This is a genomic window from Brachybacterium sp. YJGR34 (assembly GCF_003347015.1).
Classification (GTDB): Bacteria; Actinomycetota; Actinomycetes; order Actinomycetales; family Dermabacteraceae; genus Brachybacterium.
In genome coordinates this window covers 101,714-127,624 of sequence record NZ_PNFB01000001.1, presented here as the reverse complement: position 1 = coordinate 127,624, position 25,911 = coordinate 101,714, and the positions used below count along the sequence as shown (strand labels likewise).

General features: G+C 71.9%; 20 protein-coding genes. 12 read left to right on the top strand and 8 right to left on the bottom strand.

Annotated features, from left to right (window positions below):
• Positions 1-17 precede the first annotated feature (17 nt).
• Positions 18-1,703, bottom strand: coding sequence for an extracellular solute-binding protein (locus CXH06_RS00530; RefSeq protein WP_114853198.1), 1,686 nt, complete (start codon positions 1,701-1,703; stop codon positions 18-20).
• 513 nt (positions 1,704-2,216) lie between these two features.
• Between CXH06_RS00530 and CXH06_RS00525 the strand changes: the two genes are divergently transcribed.
• Positions 2,217-2,969 carry a hypothetical protein gene (locus CXH06_RS00525; protein ID WP_198683976.1) on the top strand — a complete coding sequence of 251 codons (753 nt, stop codon included), beginning with the start codon at positions 2,217-2,219 and terminating at the stop codon, positions 2,967-2,969.
• Between the two features lie 49 nt (positions 2,970-3,018).
• On the opposite strand, the gene CXH06_RS00520 is transcribed toward CXH06_RS00525, so the two are convergent.
• Positions 3,019-5,418: a glycoside hydrolase family 3 N-terminal domain-containing protein gene (locus CXH06_RS00520; RefSeq protein WP_114853197.1), complete on the bottom strand. Its 2,400-nt coding sequence runs from the start codon at positions 5,416-5,418 to the stop codon at positions 3,019-3,021.
• A 359-nt stretch (positions 5,419-5,777) separates the two neighbouring features.
• On the opposite strand from CXH06_RS00520, the gene CXH06_RS00515 reads away from it, so the two are divergent.
• The 3 genes from CXH06_RS00515 to CXH06_RS00505 are packed head-to-tail and all read left to right on the top strand — an operon-like array spanning position 5,778 to position 8,826.
• Positions 5,778-6,986, top strand: a complete 1,209-nt coding sequence (locus CXH06_RS00515) for a Gfo/Idh/MocA family protein (protein ID WP_114853196.1) — start codon at positions 5,778-5,780, stop codon at positions 6,984-6,986.
• Positions 6,983-7,750, top strand: coding sequence for a ThuA domain-containing protein (locus CXH06_RS00510; protein ID WP_114853195.1), 768 nt, complete (start codon positions 6,983-6,985; stop codon positions 7,748-7,750). Before CXH06_RS00515 ends, CXH06_RS00510 begins: the two co-directional genes overlap by 4 nt.
• Positions 7,747-8,826: a Gfo/Idh/MocA family protein gene (locus CXH06_RS00505; protein WP_114853194.1), complete on the top strand. Its 1,080-nt coding sequence runs from the start codon at positions 7,747-7,749 to the stop codon at positions 8,824-8,826. The genes CXH06_RS00510 and CXH06_RS00505 overlap by 4 nt, the downstream gene beginning before the upstream one ends.
• A gap of 307 nt (positions 8,827-9,133) precedes the next feature.
• Here the strand turns inward: CXH06_RS00505 and CXH06_RS00500 are convergent, their stop codons facing one another.
• Complete coding sequence (locus CXH06_RS00500; RefSeq protein ID WP_114853193.1) at positions 9,134-10,705, bottom strand: aspartate:alanine exchanger family transporter; 1,572 nt, start codon at positions 10,703-10,705, stop codon at positions 9,134-9,136.
• 240 nt (positions 10,706-10,945) lie between these two features.
• Positions 10,946-11,626: a maleylpyruvate isomerase N-terminal domain-containing protein gene (locus CXH06_RS00495; RefSeq protein WP_114853192.1), complete on the bottom strand. Its 681-nt coding sequence runs from the start codon at positions 11,624-11,626 to the stop codon at positions 10,946-10,948.
• Positions 11,627-11,878: 252 nt separating this feature from the next.
• Between CXH06_RS00495 and CXH06_RS00490 the strand changes: the two genes are divergently transcribed.
• From CXH06_RS00490 to CXH06_RS00465, 6 genes are all read left to right on the top strand, one after another.
• Positions 11,879-13,039, top strand: a complete 1,161-nt coding sequence (locus CXH06_RS00490) for a Gfo/Idh/MocA family protein (RefSeq protein ID WP_114853191.1) — start codon at positions 11,879-11,881, stop codon at positions 13,037-13,039.
• 42 nt (positions 13,040-13,081) lie between these two features.
• Positions 13,082-14,173 carry a Gfo/Idh/MocA family protein gene (locus CXH06_RS00485; protein WP_114853190.1) on the top strand — a complete coding sequence of 364 codons (1,092 nt, stop codon included), beginning with the start codon at positions 13,082-13,084 and terminating at the stop codon, positions 14,171-14,173.
• A gap of 17 nt (positions 14,174-14,190) precedes the next feature.
• Complete coding sequence (locus tag CXH06_RS00480) at positions 14,191-15,348, top strand: hypothetical protein (RefSeq protein ID WP_114853189.1); 1,158 nt, start codon at positions 14,191-14,193, stop codon at positions 15,346-15,348.
• Positions 15,349-15,536: 188 nt separating this feature from the next.
• Entirely contained in the window at positions 15,537-16,853 is a 1,317-nt protein-coding gene (locus CXH06_RS00475; RefSeq protein ID WP_114853188.1) for an extracellular solute-binding protein, read from the top strand.
• A complete protein-coding gene (locus CXH06_RS00470) occupies positions 16,850-17,743 on the top strand; it encodes a carbohydrate ABC transporter permease (RefSeq protein ID WP_114853187.1) in 894 nt (297 codons plus the stop codon). Before CXH06_RS00475 ends, CXH06_RS00470 begins: the two co-directional genes overlap by 4 nt.
• 1 nt (position 17,744) lies before the next feature.
• The gene (locus CXH06_RS00465) at positions 17,745-18,566 is read left to right on the top strand and encodes a carbohydrate ABC transporter permease (RefSeq protein ID WP_114853186.1); all 822 of its coding nucleotides are present in this window, start codon (positions 17,745-17,747) and stop codon (positions 18,564-18,566) included.
• A gap of 44 nt (positions 18,567-18,610) precedes the next feature.
• Here the strand turns inward: CXH06_RS00465 and CXH06_RS00460 are convergent, their stop codons facing one another.
• From CXH06_RS00460 to CXH06_RS00445, 4 genes are all read right to left on the bottom strand, one after another.
• Positions 18,611-19,909: an alpha-L-fucosidase gene (locus CXH06_RS00460; protein ID WP_114853185.1), complete on the bottom strand. Its 1,299-nt coding sequence runs from the start codon at positions 19,907-19,909 to the stop codon at positions 18,611-18,613.
• 83 nt (positions 19,910-19,992) lie between these two features.
• A complete protein-coding gene (locus tag CXH06_RS00455) occupies positions 19,993-20,853 on the bottom strand; it encodes a carbohydrate ABC transporter permease (protein ID WP_198683975.1) in 861 nt (286 codons plus the stop codon).
• Complete coding sequence (locus CXH06_RS00450; protein WP_232820133.1) at positions 20,843-21,796, bottom strand: carbohydrate ABC transporter permease; 954 nt, start codon at positions 21,794-21,796, stop codon at positions 20,843-20,845. The genes CXH06_RS00455 and CXH06_RS00450 overlap by 11 nt, the downstream gene beginning before the upstream one ends.
• Positions 21,796-23,040 carry an ABC transporter substrate-binding protein gene (locus CXH06_RS00445; protein ID WP_157975532.1) on the bottom strand — a complete coding sequence of 415 codons (1,245 nt, stop codon included), beginning with the start codon at positions 23,038-23,040 and terminating at the stop codon, positions 21,796-21,798. Before CXH06_RS00445 ends, CXH06_RS00450 begins: the two co-directional genes overlap by 1 nt.
• Before the next feature lie 325 nt (positions 23,041-23,365).
• Here CXH06_RS00445 and CXH06_RS00440 point away from each other — a divergent pair, with 325 nt between their 5' ends.
• Positions 23,366-24,886: a mannitol dehydrogenase family protein gene (locus CXH06_RS00440; protein ID WP_198683974.1), complete on the top strand. Its 1,521-nt coding sequence runs from the start codon at positions 23,366-23,368 to the stop codon at positions 24,884-24,886.
• On the top strand, positions 24,886-25,890 hold the full coding sequence (locus CXH06_RS00435; protein ID WP_114853183.1) for an L-idonate 5-dehydrogenase: 1,005 nt from the start codon (positions 24,886-24,888) through the stop codon (positions 25,888-25,890). The genes CXH06_RS00440 and CXH06_RS00435 overlap by 1 nt, the downstream gene beginning before the upstream one ends.
• The last annotated feature ends 21 nt before the right edge of the window (positions 25,891-25,911 follow it).

Below are 25,911 nucleotides of genomic sequence, written 5' to 3'. Positions count from 1 at the left end.
CGCCGCGGGGTGGGCGCTCATCCGTTCGCCTCGACGAAGCGCTGGCGGGCGCCGTTGATCAGCTCCATGTAGCGGGGCAGGCCGGCGGCGTCGAGCTCGCCGAGGAAGGCGTCCCACTCCTCCATGTCGCGCTCGCCCATGATGAACTGCAGCGTCGCCGTGTCCACGGCATCCTTGAGCGGCGTCGCCATGAGCGAGGCCTGCTCGAGCTCCGTCTGGTCCAGCGGTGCCGGGGGGATCGGGTCGCGCGGGGTGCGCGTGGTGAGCACGTCGTCGATGTACTGGACGAAGGCGGGGGTGTTGTAGGACTCCTTGAGCGCGCGGGACTCGGTGGACTCCGACGGGAAGGTGGAGAACCCCAGGTCGATCTTGATATCGGTCTCCGCGCCGGAGTTGATCGACATGTCGTCCAGCGAGAACTCGTCCATCAGCTCGATGGTGCCGTCCTCGGCCTTGGTGTAGTTCACGTCCCTCTCGCCCCAGCGCAGCATCTCGCGCGCCTCGGGGTTGAAGTAGAGCCAGTCGACGAACTGCAGCGTGGCCAGGAAGTTCTCCGACTCCAGGATCGAGGAGCTGAGCATGAAGCCGTGCCAGAAGTTCCGCGGCTCGACCACCTCGCCGGCGATGCCCGCCGGCGGCGGGATGAGGGTCACCTCGAAGTTCCCCTCACCGACGGTCTCGTTCAGCGCCTGGGCGAACTCGATCGCGGTGCCGGAGGAGCCGGAGGCGGCGAAGCAGAGCTCGTTCGCGAACTTCTCGTCGACCCCCGCGGCACCGCTGCCGTCGTTCGAGGCGGTGAGGGACTCGCGGTCCAGCAGGCCCTCCTCGACGAGGGTGCGGAAGTACTCGACCAGCTGCTTGTACCCGTCGGTGGTCGCGGCGTAGACGAGCTCGTCGCCGTCGCCGTCGATCCGACCGTCACCGAAGCCCCAGCCGGCGATCGTGCCGAAGCCGTGGGCGGCGTAGTTGAGCATCGACTGGGCCTCGAAGCCGTCCGCCAGCGGCGTGGAGTCGGGGTACTCCTCCTTGATGAGCAGGAGCGCGTCGTGCAGCTCCTCCCAGGTGGTGGGCACGCCGCCGGCGACGTCGTCGAAGACGTCCTTGCGGACCACGAGGCTGAAGACGGGGACGGAGACCTCCTGCAGGCCCGGCAGCATGTAGTACTTGCCGTCGGCCTGCTTGATGTTGTCGATCATCTCGCCGAGCTCCCACTCCTCGACGTACTTCTGGAAGTTCGGCATGTGCTCGACGTAGTCGCTCATGGGCACCACCGCCCCGGAGGAGACGAAGGGCGAGTCCTCCCCGGTGTAGACCAGCGGGATGAGGGTGGGGGCGTCGCCGGCGCTGATGAGGAGGCTGCGCTTCTCCGTGTGATCGCTGAACGGGATGTGCGTGAGCGTCAGCTCGACGTTCGTCAGCTCCTTGATGTGCTCGAAGATCCGCCAGGTGTCCTCGACCGGGACGTCGGGCCAGTCGGTCCACAGGATGCCGACCTCCATGGGCTCGGTGGCCGTGAACTGGGTATCGGCCGCGTAGTCCTCCATCGCGCCGACGTTCTGCGTCTCCAGGTCCACGTCCTCGCCGGAGCCGGAGGCCCCGCCGGAGCTGCAGGAGGCCAGCGCCACGGTGCTGAAGGCGGCGGCGGACAGGCCGACGAAGCTCCGTCGGGTGGTGGTGAAGGGGAAGGGGCGGGGCATCGACATGGCCGTCTCCTCATCGAGTTCGGTGCCGGACCGGATGGTGCGGCGAAGGGCGAAGCGGGGGAATCGGTGCTGCAGGGGCCTCCGGGAGCCGAGGGAGCTCGGCGTCCCCTCGGTCGAGGAGACCCTCCGGGAAGGCCGCGGCCCCCGGCGCTCACCCTGTGACGCCGACGGCCCGGGGCTCCCGAGGACGGGAGTCCACCGCGGCTCTCGAGCGAGCGACTGTGCTGCTCGAGTTGCCGCAATTTTCGTCAAGCTTTCGTTCTGTCGCTCAACCTAGCGGGCACTGTGGTCCGGGTCAAGCATTCCCCTGAGCAACGCCAGAGAACCGACCGCGATACTCGTTCTCGTGTCTGACCTGGCAATACCCTGCCCGGGTCGTCACGCCTGCCACCATGCGACCTCCTCCGGAGAGGTCACAGTCCTGCAACATCCCCTGGACAGAGCTCGAAACTTTCGGCCAGGATGGGTGTCACCGCCGGCCGGCTCCTGCCCGGCATCACCCCAGGAGGACCTATGACGCCCGCCTCTCGCCGCCGCGGCTTCTTCCTCGAGATCGCCGAGGGCCTGTACTGGTTCCTGGTGGTCGACGTGATGATCGCGCTGAGCGCGACGCCGACGGTCGTGGTGTGGCTGCTGCTGCAGCCCGGACCCCTGAGCCCGGTGCTGTTCGTCCTCGCCGCGCTGCCGCTGCTGCCGGCGGCCACGGCCGCCCTGCACGCCGTGCACCGCTGGCGCGCCGAGCCCGAGGGCGAGCTGGAGCCCGCCCGGCAGTACCTCCGCGGGTATCGGGCCACGGTGCTCGAGAGCCTGCGCGTCGGGGGCCCGCTCCTCGCCCTCCTCGCGCTCGTCTCCCTCCAGCTCGCCTCGTGGGAGCCCGCCGGCGCCGGAGCGCTCCGCGCGACGCTCCTCGTCCTGGGGGGCCTGAGCCTGCTGATCCTGCTCCGTGGACTGTCGATCGTCTCCCGCTTCACCTTCCGCGTCCGCGACGTCTACCGTCTGACCGTCTTCACACTGCTCACGCGACCGCTGAGCACCCTCGCCCTGCTCTCTCTGGGCGTGCTGACCCTGGGGATCCTCCTCGTCGTCGGGGAGTTCCTGCTCCCGGTCGCGGCGTCCCTGCTGGCGCTCGCCCTGTGGGCCTCCGAGCGGCCTGTCGCCCAGCTGATCACCGAGCAGTTCGTCGCCGCTCCGGGCGGGGCCGAAAGCGATGCCACCGCTGTCGTGGCCGCGAGCGCCGACGCCGAGGCTCCCCGCACGCAGCGCTGAGCGCCCGGCCGGAGGGTCCTCCGGCCGGGCGCTCCACGTCGATCCGTGGTCAGGGCCTCCCGCTCGGCGTGGCGCCCACGGTCGCCCCCTGCGGCGCGGCCGGCGCCGGGGCATCGATCGGGGCGACCTGCACCGGGGTCCGCAGCTCGGCACCGCCCGGCGGGATCGTCCGCGTCGGCCCCTGGACATGGAAGACCCCCTCCAGCCGCGTGTCCTCGCTCGAGGTGCCCACGCGCACGCGCAGCTCCCCCGGCTCGACGATGCGCCGGAGGTCCGCGCCCGTGAAGGAGGTGCGATCGGCGTGCAGCGAGAAGGTCACGCGCGCGCTCGCGCCGGCGGGCAGATCCACCTTGGCGAAGCCGACCAGTCGCTTCAGCGGCCGCACCACGCTGGCCACGGGGTCGCTGAGGTAGAGCTGGACGACCTCCTTGCCGCCGCGGGCGGAGTGGTTGGTGACGGTCGCCGAGACCTCGACCGTCCCGTCGGCGGGGATCGAGGTCGCGGAGAGCTGCAGGTCGGAGCACTCGATGCGGGCGTAGCCGAGCCCGTGGCCGAAGGGGAACAGCGGCTTGGGGTCGAGGGCCGAGATGCCGTCGCTCTCCCAGGCCAGCACGGGGGAGAGATAGGTGCCCGGCTGGCCGCCCACCCCGTCCGGGATGCCGACGGGGAGGCGCCCCGAGGGGTTCACGCGGCCGGAGAGCACTCCGGCCAGGGCGCTCGCGCCCTCCTCCCCCGGCATGAAGGCCTGGAGGATCGCGCGGGCTCGGCCGTGGTACGCGCCCAGCGCGTACGGCCGTCCGCTGAGGACGACGAGCACCACCGGCGTACCGGTCGCGAGGACGGCCTCGACGAGCTCGTGCTGGGCCCCGGGCAGGGCGAGACTCTCGACATCGCAGCCCTCCCCGGAGGTGCCGGCGCCGAACAGGCCGGCGAGATCGCCGACCCCGAGCACGGCGAGCTCGGCGCCGCGGGCCGCCTCCACCGCCTCGGCGATGCCCTCGGTGCCGGGGTCGGTGAAGCCGGTGCCGGCGACGGTGGCCAGACGGGTCCCGGGGAACTCGGCGGCGAGCGCCTCGGCCAGGGAGGGCACGGCGACGGAGGTGCCGGCGTCCTCGAGGCGCGAGAGCACGTGGTTGGTGAAGCTGTAGCAGCCCAGGAAGCTCCGCGGCTGCACGGCGGCCGGGCCGATCAGGGCGATCGAGGACGGCGCCCGCCCGTCGGCCGATGGATCTCCCAGCGGGAGCAGGCCGTGGGGATTGTCCAGCAGGATGATCGACTCCTCCGCCATGCGGCGCGCGAGCGCGCGAGCGTCGGCGGGATCGAGGTCGATCGCCTCGCCGGTCCGGGAGGCGTCGAACTCCGGGTCCAGCAGTCCCAGCTCCACCTTCTGGCGCAGGATCCGGCGCACGGCGGTGTCGAGCAGCGCCTCGTCGAGACCCCCGTCCCGGACGGCCTCGACGAGGTGGGGGAAGGCCGTCGCCTCGGGCAGCTCGATGTCCAGGCCCGCGCTCAGCGCGGCGATCGCCGCGGCCCGATCGTCCTCGACCACGCGGTGCATCGACTGCAGGAAGCTCACCGCCCAGTAGTCGGCGACCACGGTGCCCTCGAAGCCCCAGGCCTCCCGGAGCAGCTCGGTGAGCAGCCAGCGATTCGCGGCGGGCGGGACGCCGTCGAGGTCCGCGTAGGAGTTCATCACCGCGCCCACCTCGCCGTGGCGCACGGCCATCTCGAAGGGCACCAGGTCCACGTCCTGCAGCTCGCGCTGCCCGATGGAGACCGGGGCGTGGTTCCGGCCCGCGCGGGAGGCGGCGTGGCCGGCGAAGTGCTTGAGCGTGGCGATGACGCCCTCGGACTGCAGCCCGCGCACGTACTCGGTCGCCAGCGTGCCGGTGAGATAGGGGTCCTCCCCCATCGTCTCCTCGATGCGTCCCCAGCGGTAGTCGCGCACCACGTCCAGGACCGGCGCGAGCCCCATGTGGGCGCCGATCGCCCGCATGTCGGCCCCGATCCGCCGCGCCATCTCCCCGATCAGGGCGGGGTCGAAGCTGGCGCCCCAGGCGATCGCGGCGGGATAGGTGGTCGCGCCGTGGGCCATGAGCCCGGTCAGGCACTCCTCGTGGACCAGCGCGGGCACGCCGTGCGGGGAGCCGTCGACCACTGCCTGCTGCATGCCGCGCAGGTTCGCCACCCCCTCCTCCGGGGTCATCGGCGCGCTCCCGTAGGGACGGGTGAGGTGCCCCAGCCCGGTGGTCACCGCCGCCTCGAAGGGATCACGGCCCTCCTCGAAGGTGGACTGCATCGGAGCGAAGCCCTCGGCGTCCCTGAGAGCAGGGCGCTTCCAGTAGCTGCCCAGCTGGGCGGTCTTCTCCTCGAGCGTCATCGCGGCGAGCAGCGCCTCGACGCGCTCGTCGGTGCTGCGGCCCCGGTCGTTCCACAGGGGAAGGGTCATGATGCTCCTTCGCGCGGGCCCAGACCGGCGGTGCGAGCGGTGCCGACGACGACGTCGGGACCGCTCGCGACGGCACTCCGCAGCAGCTGGGCCAGATCAGTTTCAGCAATCTTTTCGACTACTTTCGGTGGTGGGAGCGTACGATACGGGGATGACGTGGTCAACCGATCCGGTCCGATAGGGTGGGCACCGGAGGCACGCCGCATCGTCGGGGACTGCCGGAAAGCGGTGCCCCGCGCGCTCACCTGCTGGTCGGGGAGGCATGAGGCGACCGCGAGAGCAGGGATACCACAGCCCGGACGATGAGGCCCGCCCCGACCCCTCTACCGAAACTTTCTCTCAGGAGCAGTGCTTCACCGATGACCACGACGCATCCTCCCTCCGGTCCGCTGCGGATCGGCATGGTCGGCTACGGCTTCATGGGCGCCGCCCACTCCCATGCCTGGCGCACCGCCCACCGCTTCTTCGACCTGCCGCTCACGCCCGAGCTGCGCACGATCGCCGGCCGCACCGCCTCGGCCGTCCAGGACGCCGCGCAGCGCTACGGCTTCGCGCAGTCCACCACCCGCTGGCAGGACCTCGTCGAGGACCCGGAGATCGACGTGGTCGACATCTGCACCCCCGGCGACACCCACGTCGAGATCGCCCTGGCCGCCCTCGCGGCCGGCAAGCACGTGCTGTGCGAGAAGCCGCTGGCGAACTCCGTCGAGGACTCGGCGCGGATGACGGAGGCCGCCGCCGCGGCCAGCGCCCGGGGAGCACGCTCGCTGTGCGGGTTCTCCTATCGCCGCACGCCCGCGCTCGCCTACGCGCGCCAGCTGGTGGCCGAGGGCGCCGTGGGCGAGATCCGGCAGATCCGCGCCCAGTACCTGCAGGACTGGCTCTCCGACGCCGATGCTCCGATGACCTGGCGCCTGGACAAGGAGCTGGCCGGCTCGGGGGCGCTGGGAGACATCGGCGCCCACATCATCGACCTCACGCAGTGGCTCTCCGGCCAGCGGATCGCCCAGGTCTCCGGCACGCTGGAGACCGTCGTCCCCACCCGCCCCGCGGCGGGCACCGCGCAGGGACTCGGCGGCAAGGGCGACGCCTCCGGCGAGCGCCAGGCGGTCACGGTCGACGACGTCGCCCTGTTCACGGCCCGCTTCGAGTCGGGCGTGCTGGGCTCCTTCGAGGCGACCCGCGTGGCGCAGGGTCGCAAGAACGCCATGCGCGTGGAGATCAACGGCTCCGACGGGTCGATCGCCTTCGACTTCGAGCGGATGAACGAGCTCGAGGTCTACGACGCGACCGCCGCACCCGGCCGGCAGGGCTTCACCCGGGTCCTCACCACCGAGCCGGAGCACCCCTACGCCGCCAACTGGTGGCCGACCGGCCACGGCCTGGGCTACGAGCACACCTTCACCCACCAGATCGCGGACCTCGTCACCGCGATCGGCGAGGGCACCGACCCCTCCCCCTCCTTCGAGGAGGCGCTGCAGGTCCAGCGCGTCCTCGCCGCCGTCGAGTCCTCCGCGTCCGACGGCTCCCGATGGACCACCACCGACTCCCAGGAGGCCACCCGATGACCACCTCCCGCACCGCACTCGTCGTCCGCGGCGGCTGGGACGGGCACCAGCCCGTCGAGGCCACGGACCTCTTCATCCCCTTCCTCGAGAGCAGCGGCTTCACCGTCCGCGTCGAGGAGTCGCCCGCGATCTACGCCGACGCGGAGTACATGGCGACCGTCGACCTGATCCTCCAGTGCAACACCATGAACACCATCGAGCGTGAGGAGTTCGAGGGGCTGCGCGCGGCCGTCGAGGCCGGAACCGGCCTGGCTGGCTGGCACGGCGGCATCGCGGACTCCTACCGCAACAACTCCGACTACCTCACCCTCATCGGCGGGCAGTTCGGCTGCCACCCGGGCAAGCACCCGGACGAGCGCACCGGGGAGCAGTCGGACAACTACGTCCCCTACACCGTGACCATGCTGCCCGCCGCGGCGGAGCACCCCATCACGGCCGGGATCGGCGACTTCGACCTGGTCACCGAGCAGTACTGGGTGCTGTGCGACGACTACATCGACGTGCTCGCCACCACCACGCAGAAGGTCCGCGACTGGGACGCCTGGGACCGGGAGATCACCTCCCCGGCGATCTGGACCCGCCAGTGGGGCAAGGGGCGCCTGTTCGTCGCGACCCCCGGCCACCGCGTCGAGGTGCTCGAGGATCCGAACGTCCGCACCATCATCGAGCGGGGACTGCTGTGGGCCGCTCGCGGCAGCGAGCAGCCCTACGGCGACCACCGCGCGCCGGGTCACGCCGCGACCGCGCAGGGGGTGACCCGATGAGGATCGGCATGATCGGATGCGGCGTCATCTCGAAGCAGTACCTGGCCAGCTTCGACGTGCTGCCGGACGTGCAGCTCGTCGCGGTCGCGGACCTGGACCGCTCCCGCGCCGAGGCCGCGGTCGAGGGGCGGGAGGGCGTGCGGGTGCTGAGCGTCGAGGAGCTGCTGGTGGATCCCGAGGTGGACACCGTCCTGAACCTCACCATCCCCGCCGCGCACGCCGAGGTGGACCTGAAGGCCATCGCGGCGGGCAAGAACGTGTACTCGGAGAAGCCCTTCGCCGTGACCACCGAGGAGGGCGCGCAGGTGCTCGCCGCTGCGCGGGAGGCGGGGGTGCTCGTCGGCAGCGCCCCGGACACCGTGCTCGGCACCGGCACCCAGACCGCCCGCACCGCGATCGACCAGGGCGTCATCGGCGCCCCCGTCGCCGCCATGGCCACCATGGTCACGCCCGGCCACGAGCGCTGGCACCCGCAGCCGGACTTCTACTACGTGCCCGGCGGCGGGCCCCTGCTGGACATGGGCCCGTACTACATCCACGCCCTGGTCACGCTCCTGGGCCCGGTCTCCGCCGTGATCGGCGCGGGCAGCCGCCTGCGCTCCGAGCGCACCATCGGCTCCGGTCCCCGCGAGGGCGAGACCATCCCGGTCACCACCGACACCCACGTCACCGGGGTGCTGGTGCACGAGAGCGGTGCCCTCTCCACCCTCGTCATGAGCTTCGACGCGGTCGCCTCCTCGGCGCACCCGATCGAGGTCCACGGCACCGAGGGCACCCTCGCGGTCCCGGACCCCAACCGCTTCGACGGCGACGTCGCGGTGCGGCGCCTGAGCGGCGCCGACTGGGAGACGCTGCCGGTGACCGGCGGCTACCGCGAGGCCGGACGCGGCATCGGCCTGCAGGACATGGCCACGCGCGGAGAGGGCCTGCGGGCCAGCGGCGAGCTGGGCCAGCACGTGCTCGAGGTGATGAATGCGGTGCTCGACTCCGCCCGCAGCGGCCACCGCGTGGAGATCGCGAGCACGGTGGAGCGGCCCGAGGCCGTCGCCGCCGAGGGCGTGCCCGCGCAGGGCTGAGCGACCTCTCCGGGGGCCGCGCCGGGGCGTTCGCGCCGGCGCGGCGTCTTGTCGGCCCTCCCGCGGTGGTGTCGTCCTCCGCGGCCGTGCAACGGCACTCCTCCAGGGGACAGCGACGACCGTTCTCACCGCGGTGGGGCGCGGGCTCAGGGTGTTCAGAGCCAATATTCGTGCAGGTGGACCTCGGAGAAGCCTCATCGGCTCAAATATTGGCTCTGTTTCGCTTCGGCCGTGCCCGACGAGCGAGAAGTCCTAGCCGGTGGTCGCGTTCCTCGTGCTGGTGGCGGGGCCCACGAGGGCGAGCCCGTCACAGGGTCCAGATGACCGGGACCAGCACGATCTTGACGACGATGGAGAAGGCGAAGAGGGTCGCGTAGGCGGCCTCGATGCGCTCGTCGGCGCGCTTGGAGTTCGCGGCGTCGAGGACGGCGGGCTGCCCGAGGAAGCCGGCGACGGCGCCGGCCGCGCGCGGGGCGGAGAGGTTCAGCGCCCAGCGCGCGGCCAGCAGCACCGTCACGCAGCCCAGCACCGCGACCGTCGCGGAGAGCACCGCCGCGCGCCACGCAACCGGAGAGGCGAGCACGGAGGCGACATCCGGGCCCGCGGTGAGGCCCAGCCCGGCGAGGAAGAGCAGCAGGCCCAGCTGGCGCAGCGTCACGGTGGCGGTGCCCGGCAGCGCCCACACCACCGGCCCCGTGCGGCGCAGCGCGCCCAGCATCATGCCCATCAGCAGCGGTCCGGCCGCCGGGCCCAGGGAGAAGCTGCCGCCGCCCGGCATGGGCACGGTGACCAGGCCCAGGGCCAGACCCAGCACCAGCCCGAGGCCCAGGGAGAGGACGTCGAGCTCGCTCGCCTTGCGGTCGGAGTCGCCGAGGAAGTCGTGGACGGCATCGAGCTGCGCCCGGTCCACCACCACCGCGAGCCGGTCGCCCGGCTCGAGCACGAGGTCGTCGCGGGCCAGCAGCTCGAGGTCGCCGCGCCGCACGCGGGTGGCGACCGCGCCGAAGCGCACCGGGAGGTTCAGCTCGGCGATCGACCGGGAGGCGAGATCCGGGTTGGAGACCGTGAGCCGGGTGAACTCCACCAGTGAGCGGTCATGGGCGATGTGGTGCTCGCTGCGCTCGCCGAGCTCCTCGGTCACGGCGTCGACGTCCTCCGGCATCCCGACGGCGACCACCTCGTCCCCGGCCAGGAGGTCCTCTCCGGGCACGATCACCCGCACCCGGCCGTCGCGGCGGAGATAGGAGAAGCGCACCCTCTGCTCGTGCCAGGGCGGCACGTCCCGCAGGTTCACGGCATCCAGCACGTGCACGGTGCGCGAGGACAGGCTCCGCCCGGCGAGCGCGGGGGTGTCGCGGCGCCCCGGCCAGCGGCGGTTCACCACGGCGGAGACCAGCACGATCCCGATGATCACGCCGATCGGGTAGGCGAAGGCGTAGCCCACCGAGGGGGCGGAGGTGCCGGTCAGGCGGCCCGCGGCGTCCAGGGCCGGTGCCGCGGTGAGCGCGCCGGTGAATAGACCCAGCGTGAGGTCCTCGGCCAGACCCAGCGCGTGGCCCAGCATGATGGAGGTGATCGCCGCGACCACCGTCCCCGCCGTGGCGGCGAGCAGCAGCGGCAGGTGGCGGTTCAGGGAGCCGAAGAACGCCGCTCCGGCGGAGACGCCGACGGTGTAGACGAACAGGGCCAGACCCAGCGTCTGCACGAAGTCCATGCCGGCGCCGAGACCGGGCGCGAGGGCCGAGAGCGCGAGACCGGTGAACAGCGCCCCGGCGGCACCGAAGCGGACCCGGCCGAAGGGGATCGCTCCCAGCACCGCCCCGGTGGCCACCACCAGGAACAGCGTGAGCAGAGGGCTCCCCTCGAGGACGTCGATCACTCTCAGCCTTTCCCGGGCCCGCGACCTCGCACCGTGCTGGCGCGCATCGAGCGCGGGCACCGCGGTGTGGAACGTGGCTCCACGATAGTCCCGGGACCGGCGGTGCGGTCGCGGAGTTGTCCGAGGTCACGGCGGCAGGCGCTCCCGGCGATGGGGCGAGGGGCACCGATGTCGGATGTGCCGCTCTCTGCACGCATCCCGGCACATCCGACCTCGAGGCGGGCGCCGGGGCCGCGGCGCTCAGCCGAAGGACAGGGGGAGCATCCGGCCCCGGACGCCCAGGGCATCGAGCTCGGCACGCTCGGCCGCCGTGGCGGCGCGGCGGCCGGTCGCCACGCGCAGCGCGTCGGCGTCGGCCCAGGCGGCGGGCAGGCGCACCCGCAGGCGCCGCTCGACCAGGTCCCGGGCGGCGGCGAGCCCCTCGGCGGGCGGCTCGGGGGCCTCGGCGCGGAGCCCCGCCGGGAGGTGCGCGACGAGGTCGAGGTGGTGCAACGTCCACTCGAGCACATAGGCGCCCAGGTAGTCGCGGACCGTGAGGGTCATGCCGCGGGTGGTCACGGGCAGGTCCGGGTGGGCGAGGCGGGCGGCGCGCTCGGCGGCCGCTCCCAGGTCCTCGAGGTGGTCGCGCAGGAGGCCGGGGTCCTCGTAGGCCGCGGCGAGGCGCACGGTCAGCGCATCGTGCGGATCCTGGCCGTCCGGGGGCTCGGGCGTCGGTCGCCAGTAGCTGAGGGCGTCGTCCGTGGGGGCGGTCTCCGCGGGTGTGGCCAGCGTGATCAGCACGTCCTGGGCGTCGATGACCAGGTGCGCGACGAGGTCCCGCACCAGCCAGCCCCGGCATCCGGAGGGCTCGGCGAAGGCGGAGTCGGGCAACGCGGCCACCGCGGAGCGCAGGGCCGACCAGGTCAGCGCGAACAGGTCCACGCGCTCACGCTAGCAACCCGCGTCCCGCGCCCGGGACCGCCCATCTGCTGGGCAGCCTGGCAACAGGCGGCACTCCCCTGCCACCATGAGCGTGGTGCAGGACACTTCTAGGGCTCCAGGGCATCCCCCTGGACCCGGCACCGGGGGCCACGTGGCCCCGCCCGGGCCCGGAGCGCCCGACCCGCGAGGACGCGGTCCGTCGTCGTCGATGCATCCCACCCCTCCGTCCCTCCTCCAGCTCGAAAGGCACCCATGCTCAACGTCGCGGTGATCGGCACCGGCGCCATCTCCGACCAGCATCTGTCCGCATATCTCGACGCCGGGGAGGAGGTGCGGCTGGTCGCGCTCGCCGACCTCGACCTCGAGACGGCGGAGGCGAAGCGGGAGGCCTTCGGCCTGGACGGCGTGCGCGTGTACGACGACGTGACCCGGATGCTCGAGGCCGAGGACCTGGACCTGGTCTCGATCACGACGCCCCCGTCGGCCCACCGCCCGAACGCCGTCCAGGTGCTCGACGCGGGCGTGCACGTCATCGTCGAGAAGCCCATGGCACCCTCGCTCGAGGACTGCGACGCGATGATCGACGCGCAGCGCCGCAGCGGGAAGATCCTCTCGGTCATCGCGCAGAACCGCTTCCGCGACGAGATGATGCGCCTCAAGGCGGTGCTGGACTCCGGGAAGCTCGGCACCATCTCCCACACGCGCATCGCCTCGGAGTGGTGGCGCGGACTGTCCTACTACGACCTGTGGTGGCGCGGCACCTGGGCCTCGGAGGGCGGCGGCTGCACCCTCAACCACGCCATCCACCACATCGACCTGCTGCTGTGGCTGCTCGGCTCCCCGCAGGCCGTGGTCGCGATGATGACAAACGCCCAGCACGACAACGCCGAGGTGGAGGACCTCTCGGTGGCGATCCTGCAGTACGAGCGCGGCCTCGCCGAGCTGACCAGCTCCGTGGTCCACCACGGCCAGCGCCAGCAGATCGAGGTGCAGGGCCAGCACGCCCGTGTCTCCCAGCCCTGGGAGGTGCTCGCCGAGTCCTCGCGCCCCAACGGCTTCCCCACCGCGGAGGGCGAGGCCGCGGTGCGCCAGGACCTCGAGGACTTCGTCTCGACCCTGCCCTCCCTCGAGCACACCGGCCACGCCGCCCAGCTGCGCGACGTGATCACCGCGGTCCGCACCGGCGCCCGGCCCCTGATCGCCGGCGAGGACGGCCGGGCCGCCGTCGAGCTGGTCACGGCGATCTACCAGGCCGCGATCGAGCGCCGCACCGTCGACCTCCCGCTCACGCCCGAGGACCCGTACTACCGCACCGGGACCCTCGTCGAACGCGCCCCGCACTTCTTCGAGAAGACCGCGTCGGTGGGCGGGCTCGAGGGCCCGATCACCGTCGGCGGCGCCGCCGGCGCCTGAGACACCCCCGCGTTCCCCTCCCCTCTGTCGAAAGGACACCCCATGGCCGTCTCCGAAGGCGCCGACTACGCCCCCGCCCCGATGCCGCAGCCCGTGGTCGAACCCGGCGAGTTCGTCTTCGCCGCGATGCACCTGGACCACGGGCACATCGGCGGGATGACCCAGGGCCTGCTGGGCGCCGGCGGCACGCTGAAGTGGGTCTACGACCCGCAGCCCGAGCGCGCCGCGGCCTTCGCCGAGAAGTTCCCGCAGGTGAAGGTCGCCGCGAGCGAGGAGGAGGTGCTCGCCGATCCTGCAGTGCACCTGGTCGCCGCCGCCGCGGTCCCCGCCGACCGCGCGGCGCTCGGCATCCGCGTGATGGAGGCCGGCAAGGACTACTTCACCGACAAGACCCCGCTGACCACCCTGGACCAGCTGGCCGCGGCGAAGGACGCCGTCGAGCGCACGGGGAAGAAGTACGCCGTGTACTACTCCGAGCGGATCCACGTCGAGGCCGCGGTGCTCGCCGGCCAGTTCATCGACCGCGGCGCGATCGGCGAGGTCATCCAGGTGATGGGCATGGGCCCGCATCGCATCGGCGACCCCACCACCCGTCCGGACTGGTTCTACGAGCGCAGCCGCTACGGCGGCATCCTCACCGACATCGGCAGCCACAACTTCGAGCAGATGCTCGCCTTCACCGGCTCCACCGATGCGGAGATCCTCTCCAGCGCGATCGGCAACTTCGGCCACCCCGCCTATCCCGAGCTCGACGACTTCGGTGACGCCCACATCGCGCTGAGCTCGGGCGCCTCCGGCTACGTGCGGGTGGACTGGTTCACGCCCCCGGGGCTGCGCACCTGGGGCGACGGCCGCACCTTCATCCTCGGCACCGAGGGCTACATCGAGCTGCGCAAGTACATCGACGTCACCACCGACAACGGCGGCGGCCAGGTGCTGCTCGTGGACGGGGAGGGCGAGCACCGCATCAACGCCTCCGGGCAGGTGGGCTATCCCTTCTTCGGCGACCTCATCCTCGACGTGCTGCACCGGACCGAGAACGCGATGACCCAGGCGCACGCCTTCAAGGCGGCCGAGCTCGCGGTGCGCGCCCAGGAGCAGGCACGGGTGCTCGCCGCCGCCCCGCCGGCCTGATCGCGGAGGAGCCCCCGATGCGCCGCCCCGTCCCGGACCGCTCCGGGGACGGTGCGGCGCGTCTGCCGTTCGTGGACTGGGCGCGCGGCGCCGCCTACGTGCTGATGGTGATCGCCCACGTCGCTCCGAGCGACGGCCCGGCACGGATCCTGCTGGTCAGCGAGTTCCTCACCGCGCCGCTGTTCGCCCTGCTGGTCGGGGCGGGGGCGCAGCTGGCCCGGGACCGCGCACGGGAGACGGGCCGGCGCTTCGTGCTGCGCGAGCTGATCCGGGCGGTCCTGGTCCTCGGCCTCGGGCTGCTGCTGGCCCGCTCCCAGGCCCAGGTGCTGATCGTCCTGGTGCCTCTGGCGGTGCTGATGGTCCTGTGCCTGCCGCTGGCGCGCCTGCGCACCCGGCACCTCGCCCTGGCCGCCGCCCTCGCGGCGGGCCTCGCCGTGCTGGTCCCGGCGGCCCACGCCCAGCTGGCCGGCCGCACCGCGCCCGGCGACGAGGAGCTCGGGCTGCGGGTGCTCGGCCTGGTGGGCGGCACCGGCAGCTACCGCCTGACCGGATTCCTGCTGTGCGCACTGCTGGGGATGCTCGCGATCCGGGCGCTGCGCGGAGCCCCGCCACGGCGATGGCCGCGGGTCGCGGCGTGCGCAGGGCTGTCCCTGGCGGGGATGCTCGCCCTGCTCGTCGCCCCGAACCTGCTGGGGCTGTACGGGGTCCACGCCTACGACGGCACCCCCTCGGAGCAGCTCGGGGTGGCGCTCGGGGCGCTCGGCGTGCTGCTGGCGCTGTGGGCCCTGCTGTCCTCCCCGCCGGGACGCGCGCTGCCGACGGGCCTCGTGGAGGCGCTCGCGGCGCCCGGCGCGATGGCCCTGACGCTGTACTCGCTGCAGGTCCTGGTGCTGCACGGGTACCAGGTGCGCCACCCCTTCACCCGCGACGACCACTGGTGGATGCTCGCGCTCCTGCTGGCGCTCGGCCTCGTGGTGCCCCTGGCCTGGCGGGCGCTGGCCGGCCTCCTCCCGCGCCGTCGGCCCCCGGTCGCCGCCCGGCCCGCGACCGCCGCCTGGTCCCGCGGTCCGCTCGAGGGCCTGATCGCCGGCGTGCAGAACGCCCTTGTGCCCGTGCCCGCTCCGTCCTCGGACCTCGCCGCGACAGCGCGGGGCGGCGGGCCCGCGGACCGCTGACGCGACGCCGCCCGCCGCGTCACCGCTCCCCCACCGCTCGTCGGAACCTCTCCCGCTGGTTTCGACCACGTTGACGCGCGCCCACCTGGGCTTGACGATCCGGCTGACGAGATCTACCGTGGCATCACCCTCTGGTCTTTCAGAAAAGTTTCGGCAAAGTAGCCGACCGCGTGCATTGGAGCCCCGCCATGAAGCCCGTCACCCGCCGTGCCACGCTCGCCGCCCTCGGACTCTCCGCCCCCGCGCTCGGCACCCTCAGCGCCTGCGGCGGCGGCACCCAGCCCACCGGGGGCGGCGGCTCCCCCTCGAGCCTCTCCGTCTGGGCGCTCACGGGCGCCAAGCAGGACACCTACCAGGCCTCCTTCGACGCCTGGGAGGAGGCCAACCCGGAGGACCCCTTCGCCGTCGAGTTCTTCGCCAACGACTCCTACAAGGAGAAGATCCGCACCGCGATCGGCTCCGGCAGCGCCCCCACGCTGATCTTCAGCTGGGCCGGCGGCACCCTGGCGGACTACGTCGACAACGACTCCGTGGTGGACCTCAGCGGCAGGGTCGACGACACGCTGTCGCGCTCCATCGAGTCGATCAACTCCGTCGGCCAGGTCGACGGGGCGCAGTACGCCGTCCCCAACAACGACACCCAGCCGGTGATCCTCTACTACCACACCGGCCTCTTCGAGGAGCACGGCGTCACCCCGCCCACCACCTGGGACGAGCTGATGACCGCGGTGGAGACCTTCTCGGCCGCGGGCATCACCCCGCTGTCCCTGGCCGGGCAGAGCGTCTGGCCGGAGCTGATGTACATCCAGTACCTCACCGACCGCATCGGCGGCGAGGGCGCCTTCCAGAAGGTGCTCGACGGCGAGGCCGACGCCTGGTCGGACCCGGCCTTCACCACGGCGCTCGAGCGGATCGTCGAGCTCGTGGACGCCGGCGCCTTCGGCGACGCCTTCGGCTCCGTCTCCGCGGACGCCGGGGCCGACGTCGCCCTCGTGCACACCGGCCAGGCCGCCATGATCCTGCAGGGCAGCTGGGTCTACGGGACGTTCAAGCAGGACGCCCCGGACTTCGTGGCCGAGGGCTCGCTGGGGTTCCTGAACTTCCCGGCGGTCGACGGCGGCACGGGAGACCCCGCCAACGTCGTCGGCAACCCCGCGAACTTCTGGTCCGTCTCCGCGGACGCCGAGGAGGAGGTCCAGGAGCTGGCGATCCGCTATCTCAACGAGTTCAACCTCAACGAGGAGATGGTCGGCGACTTCCTGGCCATGGGCGCGATCCCCGCCGTCACCGGCCTCGAGGACCAGCTGGCCGCGCTCGACGACGGCGAGTTCCTCTCCTTCGCCTATGACATGGTGCTGGCCGCGCCGCACTTCCAGCTCTCCTGGGACCAGGCGCTGCCCGCGGCACCCGCGCAGGAGCTGCTGACGAACCTCTCGCAGATCTTCCTCGGCGAGACGACGCCCGCGGACTTCGTCGCGGCCATGAACGCCACGCTCGCCTCATGACGACTGCTCGACACTCCCGCCTGCGCACCGCCCCGAGCAACTGGCTGCTGGCCCCCGCGCTGTCCTTCTTCGGCGTCTTCGCCCTCCTGCCCCTGGGCGGCGTGGTGGTCCTGACCTTCTTCGCCTGGGACGGCCTGGGCACGCCCCGGTTCGCCGGGATCGACGCCTGGATCTCGGTGTTCCAGAACCCCGTCACGCTCCACGCGATGTGGCTGACCCTGGCGATGACGGCGCTGAGCTTCGCCGTGCAGTTCCCGCTCAGCCTGCTGCTGGGCACCTTCATGGCGGGCCACCAGCGCTACCGCGAGGCGTACTCGGTGCTGTACTTCCTGCCGCTGCTGTTCTCCGCCGCCGCCACCGGCATCGCCTTCAAGGCGCTGCTGGACCCGAACTTCGGCATCTCCCGCGCCGTGGGCGTCGACTGGCTGCGGCTGGACTGGCTGGGCTCGCCGAACCTGGCGTTCTACACGCTGATCATGGTGATCTCCTGGTCCTTCGTGCCCTTCCACTCCCTGCTCTACCAGGCCGGGGTGCGGCAGATCCCGCGCTCGATGTACGAGGCGGCCATGCTCGACGGCGCCGGGAGGGTGCGGCAGTTCTTCACCGTGACCCTGCCCCAGCTGAAGTACACGATCGTCACCAGCTCCACGCTGATGCTGGTGGGATCGCTGACCTATTTCGACCTGATCTTCATCCTCACCGGAGGAGGACCCGGCAACGCCACCCGCGTGCTGCCGCTGGACATGTACCTCACCGGATTCCGCTCTTATCAGATGGGACCGGCCAGCGTGATCGCGGTGCTCCTCATCGCGGTGGGACTGCTGCTGTCCCTCGGGCTGAACAAGATCTCGGGCTCGGACACGATGGACAGCCAGATGGAGGGCGCCTGAGATGAGACACCGCAATCCCAACCTCCTCGGCGGCGTCCTGGGCACGCTGTGGCTGCTCGTCATCCTGGTGCCGATCTACTACATCGTGATCACCAGCGTGCGCCCCCGCGAGGACTACTTCAGCTCCAACCCGCTGTCGCTGCCCTCGGAGCTCACCCTCGAGCCGTTCCGCTACGTGCTGGAGAACGACTTCCTGCGCTACTTCGCCAACAGCACCGTCGTGACGGTGGTGACCGTCATCGCCGTCGTGACCTCCTCGCTGCTGGCCAGCTACGTGATCGTCCGCAGCCGGACCCGCCTGGCGCGCTTCAGCCAGAAGCTGTTCCTGCTGGGCATCGCGATCCCGCTGCAGGCCACGATCATCCCGATCTACTACCTCATCGTGCAGATGGGCCTGTACGACACCCTGTGGGCGCTGATCCTGCCCTCGGTCGCCTTCGCCATCCCGATCACGGTGCTGATCCTGACGAACTTCCTGCGGGACGTGCCCGGTGAGCTGTACGAGTCGATGACCGTGGACGGCGCGAGCGACTGGCAGATGTTCCGCTCGCTGGTGCTCCCGCTGGCCAAGCCCGCAGTGGTCACGGTCGGCATCTACGACGCCCTCCAGGTGTGGAACGGCTTCCTGTTCCCGCTGGTGCTCACCCAGAGCTCGGAGAAGCGCGTGCTGCCGCTGTCGCTGTGGGCGTACCAGGGCGAGTTCACGACCAACATCCCGGCCGTGCTCGCCGCGGTGATGCTCTCCGCGCTGCCGATCCTCGCGCTCTACATCCTGGGTCGCCGCCAGCTGATCAGCGGGCTGACCGCGGGCTTCAGCAAGTAGTCCGCGCCGGCCCCGGGGACGCGCGCCCCGGGGCCGGGGCGCGTTCAGGCGCGCGGTGCGCCGACGGCGATCGGCGCCTCCCGCTCCCCCGGCAGGCGCACGGTCGTCCGCTCCGGCCAGGCGAAGCCGGACGGCAGATGCTCCGCCGCCACCTCGACCTCGTCCCCGGAGCCCTCGCCCGCGAGGTACACCCGGCACTCGTCACCCTGGGCCACGGCCCGCGCCCACGACACGCCGGGGATCTCGAGCTCGCCGAGCCCCTCGGCACCCGCGAGGTGCGCCTTGTGCGCGGCCATGAAGGTGCCGAGCTCCTCGAGCGCGGCGACCTGCATCGCTGGGATCGTGCCGTCGGCCGCGGGCCCCACGTTGATCAGGGCCCGCCCGCCGCGGCTCACTGCGGCCACGACGAGCCGGGCGAGCTGTCCACCGCTGAGGTACTGCTTGGGACCCTCGACGCGGTTGTACCCGAAGGAGAGGCCGATGCCGCGGTTGTGCTCCCAGGCGCCGTGCTCGGGGATCTCGCCGGCCTGGTACTCGAGCGTCGTGTAGTCCCGGTGTGCGCCGCTGAAGCGGTCGTTGATCAGGCCCTCGGGGCGCTGCGTGTAGAAGTGGTCCAGGAGGTCGCCGAGCCCGCCGGGGCCGAAGTGGTGGTTCTCCTCGGGCCAGGCGATGTCGTTCCAGAAGACGTCGGGGGCATAGCGGTCGATGAGGTCGCGCATGTGCGCGGAGCAGTACTGGCCGTACTCCTCGTCGTGCGGCAGATGCATCGCCTCGCCGGAGGTGATGGGGTCGGTGGGACGCACGTGCCAGTCGATGCCGCCGGAGTAGTAGACGCCGAACCGCAGGCCGGCCGCGGTGGTGGCGCGGGCGATGTCGCCGACGAGGTCGCGCCTGGGGCCGCGGCGGACCGTGTTGCGGTCCCCGGTGCCGGGGGCGTCCCAGAGCGCGATGCCGTCGTGGTGCTTGGTGGTCGGGATGACGTAGTCGGCGCCGGCGCGGGCGAAGAGCGCCGCCCAGGCGTCGGGGTCGAAGGCGGAGGCGTCCCATCGGTCCAGGAAGTCGTCGTAGGGGGCGTCGCCGTGCGCCTCCCGGTGGTGACGCTGTGCGGGAGAGCCGTCGATGCGGATGGTGTTGAAGTACCACTCGGCATACGGATTGTGCGCGAACCAGCCGAGGTCGTTGTCGATGGCTCCGAGCTCGGCGGTGGGCTCGGCCCACGCGGGCACGGAGTAGGCGCCCCAGTGGATGAAGATCCCCAGCGGTGCGTGTCGGTACCAGTCGGGCAACCGCTGCGGCAGCTCGTCGAAGCGCGTGGGGGCGGTGGCCTGTGCGGGCTCGGTCATCGTCGGTGGTGCTCCTCAGGTGGTGGGTGGATCGGGGATCGGGGATCGGGGTCGGTCGACGGGACGGTGCGTGGGATCGGTGCTCATCGGCCCCCGAAGCCGCTCATGGCGACGCCCTGCCGCAGCTGCTTCTGCAGCAGCACGACGATCACCAGGCTGGGGATCACCACCAGTGTCACGGCGGCCATCATCGGCCCCCAGTCGGTGCCCCGCTCGCCGGAGAACATCTGGAGCCCGATCGGCACGGTGGCCATGGACGCGTCGTTGACGATGATCAGCGGCCACAGGAAGCTGCCCCAGTACTCGATGAAGGAGAACACGAAGACCACGGCGATCGGGGCGCGCAGCAGGGGCACGATCACGCTGACCAGGGTTCGCAGCCGGCCGGCGCCGTCGATCGTGGCGGCCTCCTCGTAGTCCGGAGGCAGGCTGAGCAGGAACTGCCGGATGAGGAAGGTGCCGAAGGCGCCGAAGGCGAAGGGGAGGATCAGCGCCGGGAAGGAGTTCACCAGCTGCAGCTGCTGCATCATGAAGAACAGCGGGATCACCAGGATCTCCTGGGGCAGCACCATGGTGGCGAGGAAGCCGCCGAACAGGGCGGCCCGGCCCCGGAACGTGAAGCGGGTGAAGGCGTAGGCGCTGAGCACCGAGACCGTCACCGTCAGGCCCGCACCCAGCAGCGCGACCAGAAGGCTGTTGAGGAGGATCCGACCGAAGGGCACGGCCGTCCAGGCGATCTGGTAGTTGTCCCAGGCGATCCGGGACCCGATCAGGCTGGTGCCGGTCGCGAAGACCTCGTCGGTGGGCTTCAGCGAGGTCGCCAGCATCCACAGGAACGGGAAGGCGAAGACCACGCCGACCACGACCAGCAGCACCTTGGAGAGCAGCTGGCCTCCACCGGAGGCGCGGCGCGCGGTGGTGCGGGGGAGCGTGTCAGCTGTCATAGGAGACCCACCTCTTCTGCTGGCTGAACTGGAAGGCGGTGATCAGCATGACCACCACGAACAGCGCCCAGGCGAGGGCTGAGGCATAGCCCAGGCGGTCGTAGGAGAAGCCGTTGCGGTACAGCAGCAGCACGAGCGTGGTGGTGGAGTTCGCCGGCCCGCCCTCGGTGAGGGCGTAGGGCTGGGCGAACACCTTGAAGGCCCCGATGACGGTCATCACCGTGCAGAAGAAGACGGTGGGCGAGAGCATCGGGAAGATGACCCGGGTGAAGCGGAGGATCGGTCCCGCACCGTCGATGCGCGAGGCCTCCAGGACGCTCGGGCTGATCCCGGCGATACCGGCGCCGAGCACGATGATGTTGTAGCCGATGCCCTGCCACAGCGACATCAGCACGAGCGAGACCATCGCCCAGCCCGGGGTGCTGAGCCACGAGGGACCGGAGATGCCGAGGCGGGCGAGCATCTGGTTGACGACCCCGTCGTCGTTGAGCATCAGCCGGAAGATCAGCGCATTGCCGATCATGGGGGTGACCACGGGGATGAAGAAGAGGACCCGGAAGGACGAGGCCCAGCGCCTGCCCAGGGACATCAGCCAGTAGCTCAGTCCCAGGCACACCGCGAGGTTCGCGGCGGTGTACACGATCGCGAAGAGGACCGTGGTGAAGAGGCTGGCCCAGAACGCCGGGTCGCCGGTGAGCATCCGTCGGTAGTTCTCGAGACCGACGAACTCGGCCTGTCCGAACAAGGGCCAGTCGTACAGACTCATCACCAGGGAGAACAGCAGCGGCAGGACGATGAAGACGGAGAATCCGAGCATCCCCGGCCCCAGATACAGGGCAAGGGGCCAGCGGGGGCGCCGGCGCCGGGCGGCGCCGGGAGCCGTGCGCGCGGTGGTCGGGGAGGCGATCGTGGAGCCGCTGCCGGTGGGTGCGACGGTGGCCATCAGGCACCCACCTTCTGCACCTGCGCGAGGATGTCCTGCGCCGTGCGATGACCGCGGAAGCCCTCGGGGGCGTACTGTCCGAACTGGGCGAGCACCTCGTTCCAGCTGGGCGTCGTGATCAGCGGGTCCCCGTCGTGGGCGAGAGCCGTGATGGCCCTCGCGTTGTCCGGGTTCTTGCCCTCCGTCCACCGCTCCTCCTGGCCCGCGAGCGAGGGGAAGGTGCCTCGGGTCCGTGCGACCTCCCCGATCACCTCGGGGGTGATGATCGCCGAGAGCGTCGCGAATGCCGCCGACGGGTCCTCGGCGTTCGAGGCGATCCCGAAGCCGGAGCCCTGGAGCATCCCGCGTGCCTCGCCGCCGGTCGAGGGGACGATCGCCACCCCCAGGTCCTCGCCGAGGGCATCGGCGTAGGCCTGGTACATCCACGGGCCGTCCAGATGCATGGCGACCTGCCCGTTCATCAGGGCCTGCTGGGCAGCGGGGTCGGCGTCGACGGCCGGAGGCGGCGCCGCCACCTGGTGCTCGGCCGAGAGGTCGAAGGTGAACTGGATGGCGTCCACCAGTGCCGGATCGGTGAGCGTGAGCTCCTCGTCCCGAACGGCGGCCCCGCCCTCGGCCACACCGATCGCCATCCCGAGGCCGACGAGCCCGGAGGTCAGCGCCACGCCGTAGCGCTCGGCGGTGGTGAGTGCCTGCGCGTCGTCCAGGAACCGGTCCAGCGTGTACGTCGGCCCGGGCACCTCGCGGCCGGCGTCCCGGAAGTGGGCCCGGTTGTAGAACAGGGCCATGGGCTCCGCGTCGTACGGGATCCCGCGCACGGTCCCCTCCACGGTCATGCCGGCGATCATCGGGGCGTTGAAGGCCCCGAGGTAGACGCCGGCCTCGGCGGCCAGCTCGTCCAGCGGGAGCAGCAGCGCCGAGAGCTCCTGCGCGCGGGCGGCCTGCGTGGTGAGGAGGGCGGGCGTGCCGCGGGAGGACATCCGGGTCTTCACCTTGGTCCAGTAGTCCTCGAAGCTGGGCCCCTCGAGAGTGAGCTCGAAGTCGGGATCGGCTTCCTGCGCCGCGGCGATGAAAGCCTCCCACTGGGCCCGGTCGTTCTCGTTGGAGATCCAGGTGTAAAGGGTCGTCTCGGGAGGGCTGGCGGGCGTCCCGCAGGCGGTGAGCGACGCCAGCGGGAGCACGACACCGGCGCCGAGGACGGATCTGCGTCGGGGGTGCGGGGACTTCGCCGTCCAGGCCGTCATATCGTCTCCTTGCGCGAGCGGATCGCGAGGGTGGGCCATGCCGTTCCGTCGGCCGCCGGAGTTCCTCCTCCGGGGGCGGTGGATGCCACTGTGCCGCCGAGACATCCGATGAGTCAAGGGGGTGCGTGGCCGGAGCGGCGGGCAGCTGCCGTGCCACTGTGGAAATGCCGCGTACCTCCCGTGCGCCACACGCCCCTATGGTCGGACCTCTAGCGCGTGACCTCTCGGACACAGCCCTGCGACGCGACAGGGCCTTGCTAGGCTGTACCGGAAAGCGGAACTGCCGTTCCGCAACCCGAAACGCCCGTCTCGTCAGGAGGCCCCGGTGCCGTCGTCCCCTCATCCCGACCTCGCGCGGGGCACTGCCGGATCCCTGCCGCGACTGGGGGCTCCCGCTCCCGCGGACCCCGCCCGCGCCGGGATCATCCACCTGGGCCTCGGCGCCTTCCATCGGGCCCATACCGCCGTCCACACGGCCCGCGCGCTCGCGGCCGAGGAGGGCGACTGGGGGATCATCGGCTTCGCCCACCGCTCCCGGGCCGTGGTGGACCCCCTCGCCGCACAGGACGGCCTGTACAGCGTGCTCGAGCTCTCCGACGAGGGCTCCCGGGCCGACGTCGTCGACGTCCACCGCGGGATGGGCGTCATGGCCGAGGAGCCGGAGCGCGTGGTCCGCGAGATCGCCGACCCGCGACGCCGGATCCTCACCCTGACGGTCTCCGAGGGCGGCTACGCGGTCTCGCCGCGCACGGGCCGGCTCGACGTCGACTCCGCGGCGATCCGCGGGGACCTCGACCATCCCGCCGCGGCCCGCAGCGTCATCGGACTGCTGGCCCGCGGCCTCACCGAGCGCTCTCGCGACGGCGAGCCGTTCACCGTGCTGCCCTGCGACAACGTCTCCGCCGCAGGACGGACCGCACGCGCCATGGTCACGGAGTTCCTCGAGCTCTCCGGCGCCGAGGACGACGTCCTCTCCTACCTCCGCGAGCAGGTCTCCTTCCCGGACGCGATGGTGGATCGGATCGTCCCGGCGACCACTCCCGCGACCTCCGCGCAGGTCGCCGAGCTGCTGGGCGTGACCGACCGCGCCCCGGTCCGCACCGAGCGCTTCTCCATGTGGGTGATCGAGGACGACTTCCCCGCCGGCCGCCCCGCCTGGGACCGCGGCGGGGCGATCATGCCCGCCGATGCCGCCGAGGTCGAGAAGTACGAGCAGGTCAAGCTGCGGATCCTCAACGGCCCGCACTCGCTGATCGCCTACCTCGGCGCCCTCGACGGCGCCGTCACCATCCCCGAGTCCTTCTCCCGGGACTGGATCGCGGAGGCGACGCTCACGCTGATCCGGCAGGAGAACCTGCCCACCATCGACCTGCCCGAGGGATTCGACGTCGAGGGCTACCTCGAGGACCTCACCCACCGCTGGCGCAACCACGACCTCGGCCACCGCACCCGCCAGGTGGGATCCGACGGGTCGATGCGCCTGCCCCAGCGGATCCCCGCCCCGGCGCTGCACCACCTCGACCGGGGACGGATGCCGGCCCTGCTGGCGCTGACCGTCGCGGCCTGGTTCGCCTGCGTGGTGCCGCCGCGCGGATTCGAGCCCGGCGAGCAGGCCCGCGCCATGACCGACCCTGCGCAGGAGCAGCTGGTCCGGGCCACCTCCGGTGCCACGACGCCCGCCGAGCACGCCCGGGCGCTGCTCGAGAGCGGCTGCCTCTCCGCGCCGCTGGCCGAGCGCGCGGAGTTCATCGAGGCCGTCGGGCAGCTGCTGACCACCATCGTCCGCTCGGGTCCGCGCGCCGCGGCCGCCGATGCCGTCGCCGCGTCCCTGAAGGAGAACCACTGATGAAGGCCCTGACCATCCATGCCGCAGGCGACATCCGCTACGAGGACGTCCCCGCGGTCGAGCCCGCCGCGGACGAGGTGCGCCTGCGCATCGCCTACGTCGGCATCTGCGGCTCCGACCTGCACTACTACTTCCACGGCGCGAACGGTGCCTTCGTGATCCGCGAGCCGCTGGTCCCCGGCCACGAGCTCTCCGCCGTGATCGACCTCGACCCTCGCGGCGAGCTCGCCCCCGGTACCCCGGTCACCGTGCACCCGGCCCGCTACGGCCGCAGCACCCCCGGCCTCGAGGACCGTCCGCACCTGTGGCCCGGTGGCGACTACCTGGGCAGCGCGAGCGTCATACCGCACCGCCAGGGCGCCGCGGCCGAGCAGCTGGTGGTCCCGCGCGAGAGCGTCCGCGTGCTGCCCGCCTCGCTGCCGCTGCGCCGCGGCGCCCTCGCCGAGCCGCTCGCGGTGTCCCTGCACGCGGTGACCATCGCCGGGGACGTGGCCGGGAAGCGCTGCCTGGTGCTGGGCGCGGGCCCGATCGGCCTGCTGGCCGTCGCGGCGCTGCTGCACCGCGGCGCGGCGAGCGTGGACGTCACCGACGTGCGGCCCGAGCCCCTCGAGCGCGCCCGCGCGCTGGGCGCGGACCGGACGGTGCTGGTGACCGAGCAGGACCTCGACGACAGCGCCTACGACGTGGTGCTCGAGTGCTCCTCCGCGCCCGTCTCCCTGTCCTCCGCCGTGCGCGCGGTGCGTCCGGCGGGGATCATCGTGCAGGTGGCGATCCTGCCGGACACCGAGATCCCGGTGAACCTCGCGGCGCTCGTGGCCAAGGAGGTCCAGCTGCGCGGCACCCAGCGCTTCGACGGCGAGATCGACGAGGCGATCGAGCTGCTCGCTCAGGACGAACGCTTCGACAGCGTGATCACCCAGGTCATCGACGCCTCCGAGGCGACGGAGGCCTTCGCGACCGCGAAGGCCGCCTCCCGCTCCGCGAAGGTGCTGCTCGCGCTCTGAGGCGCCGTCGACACCCCCATC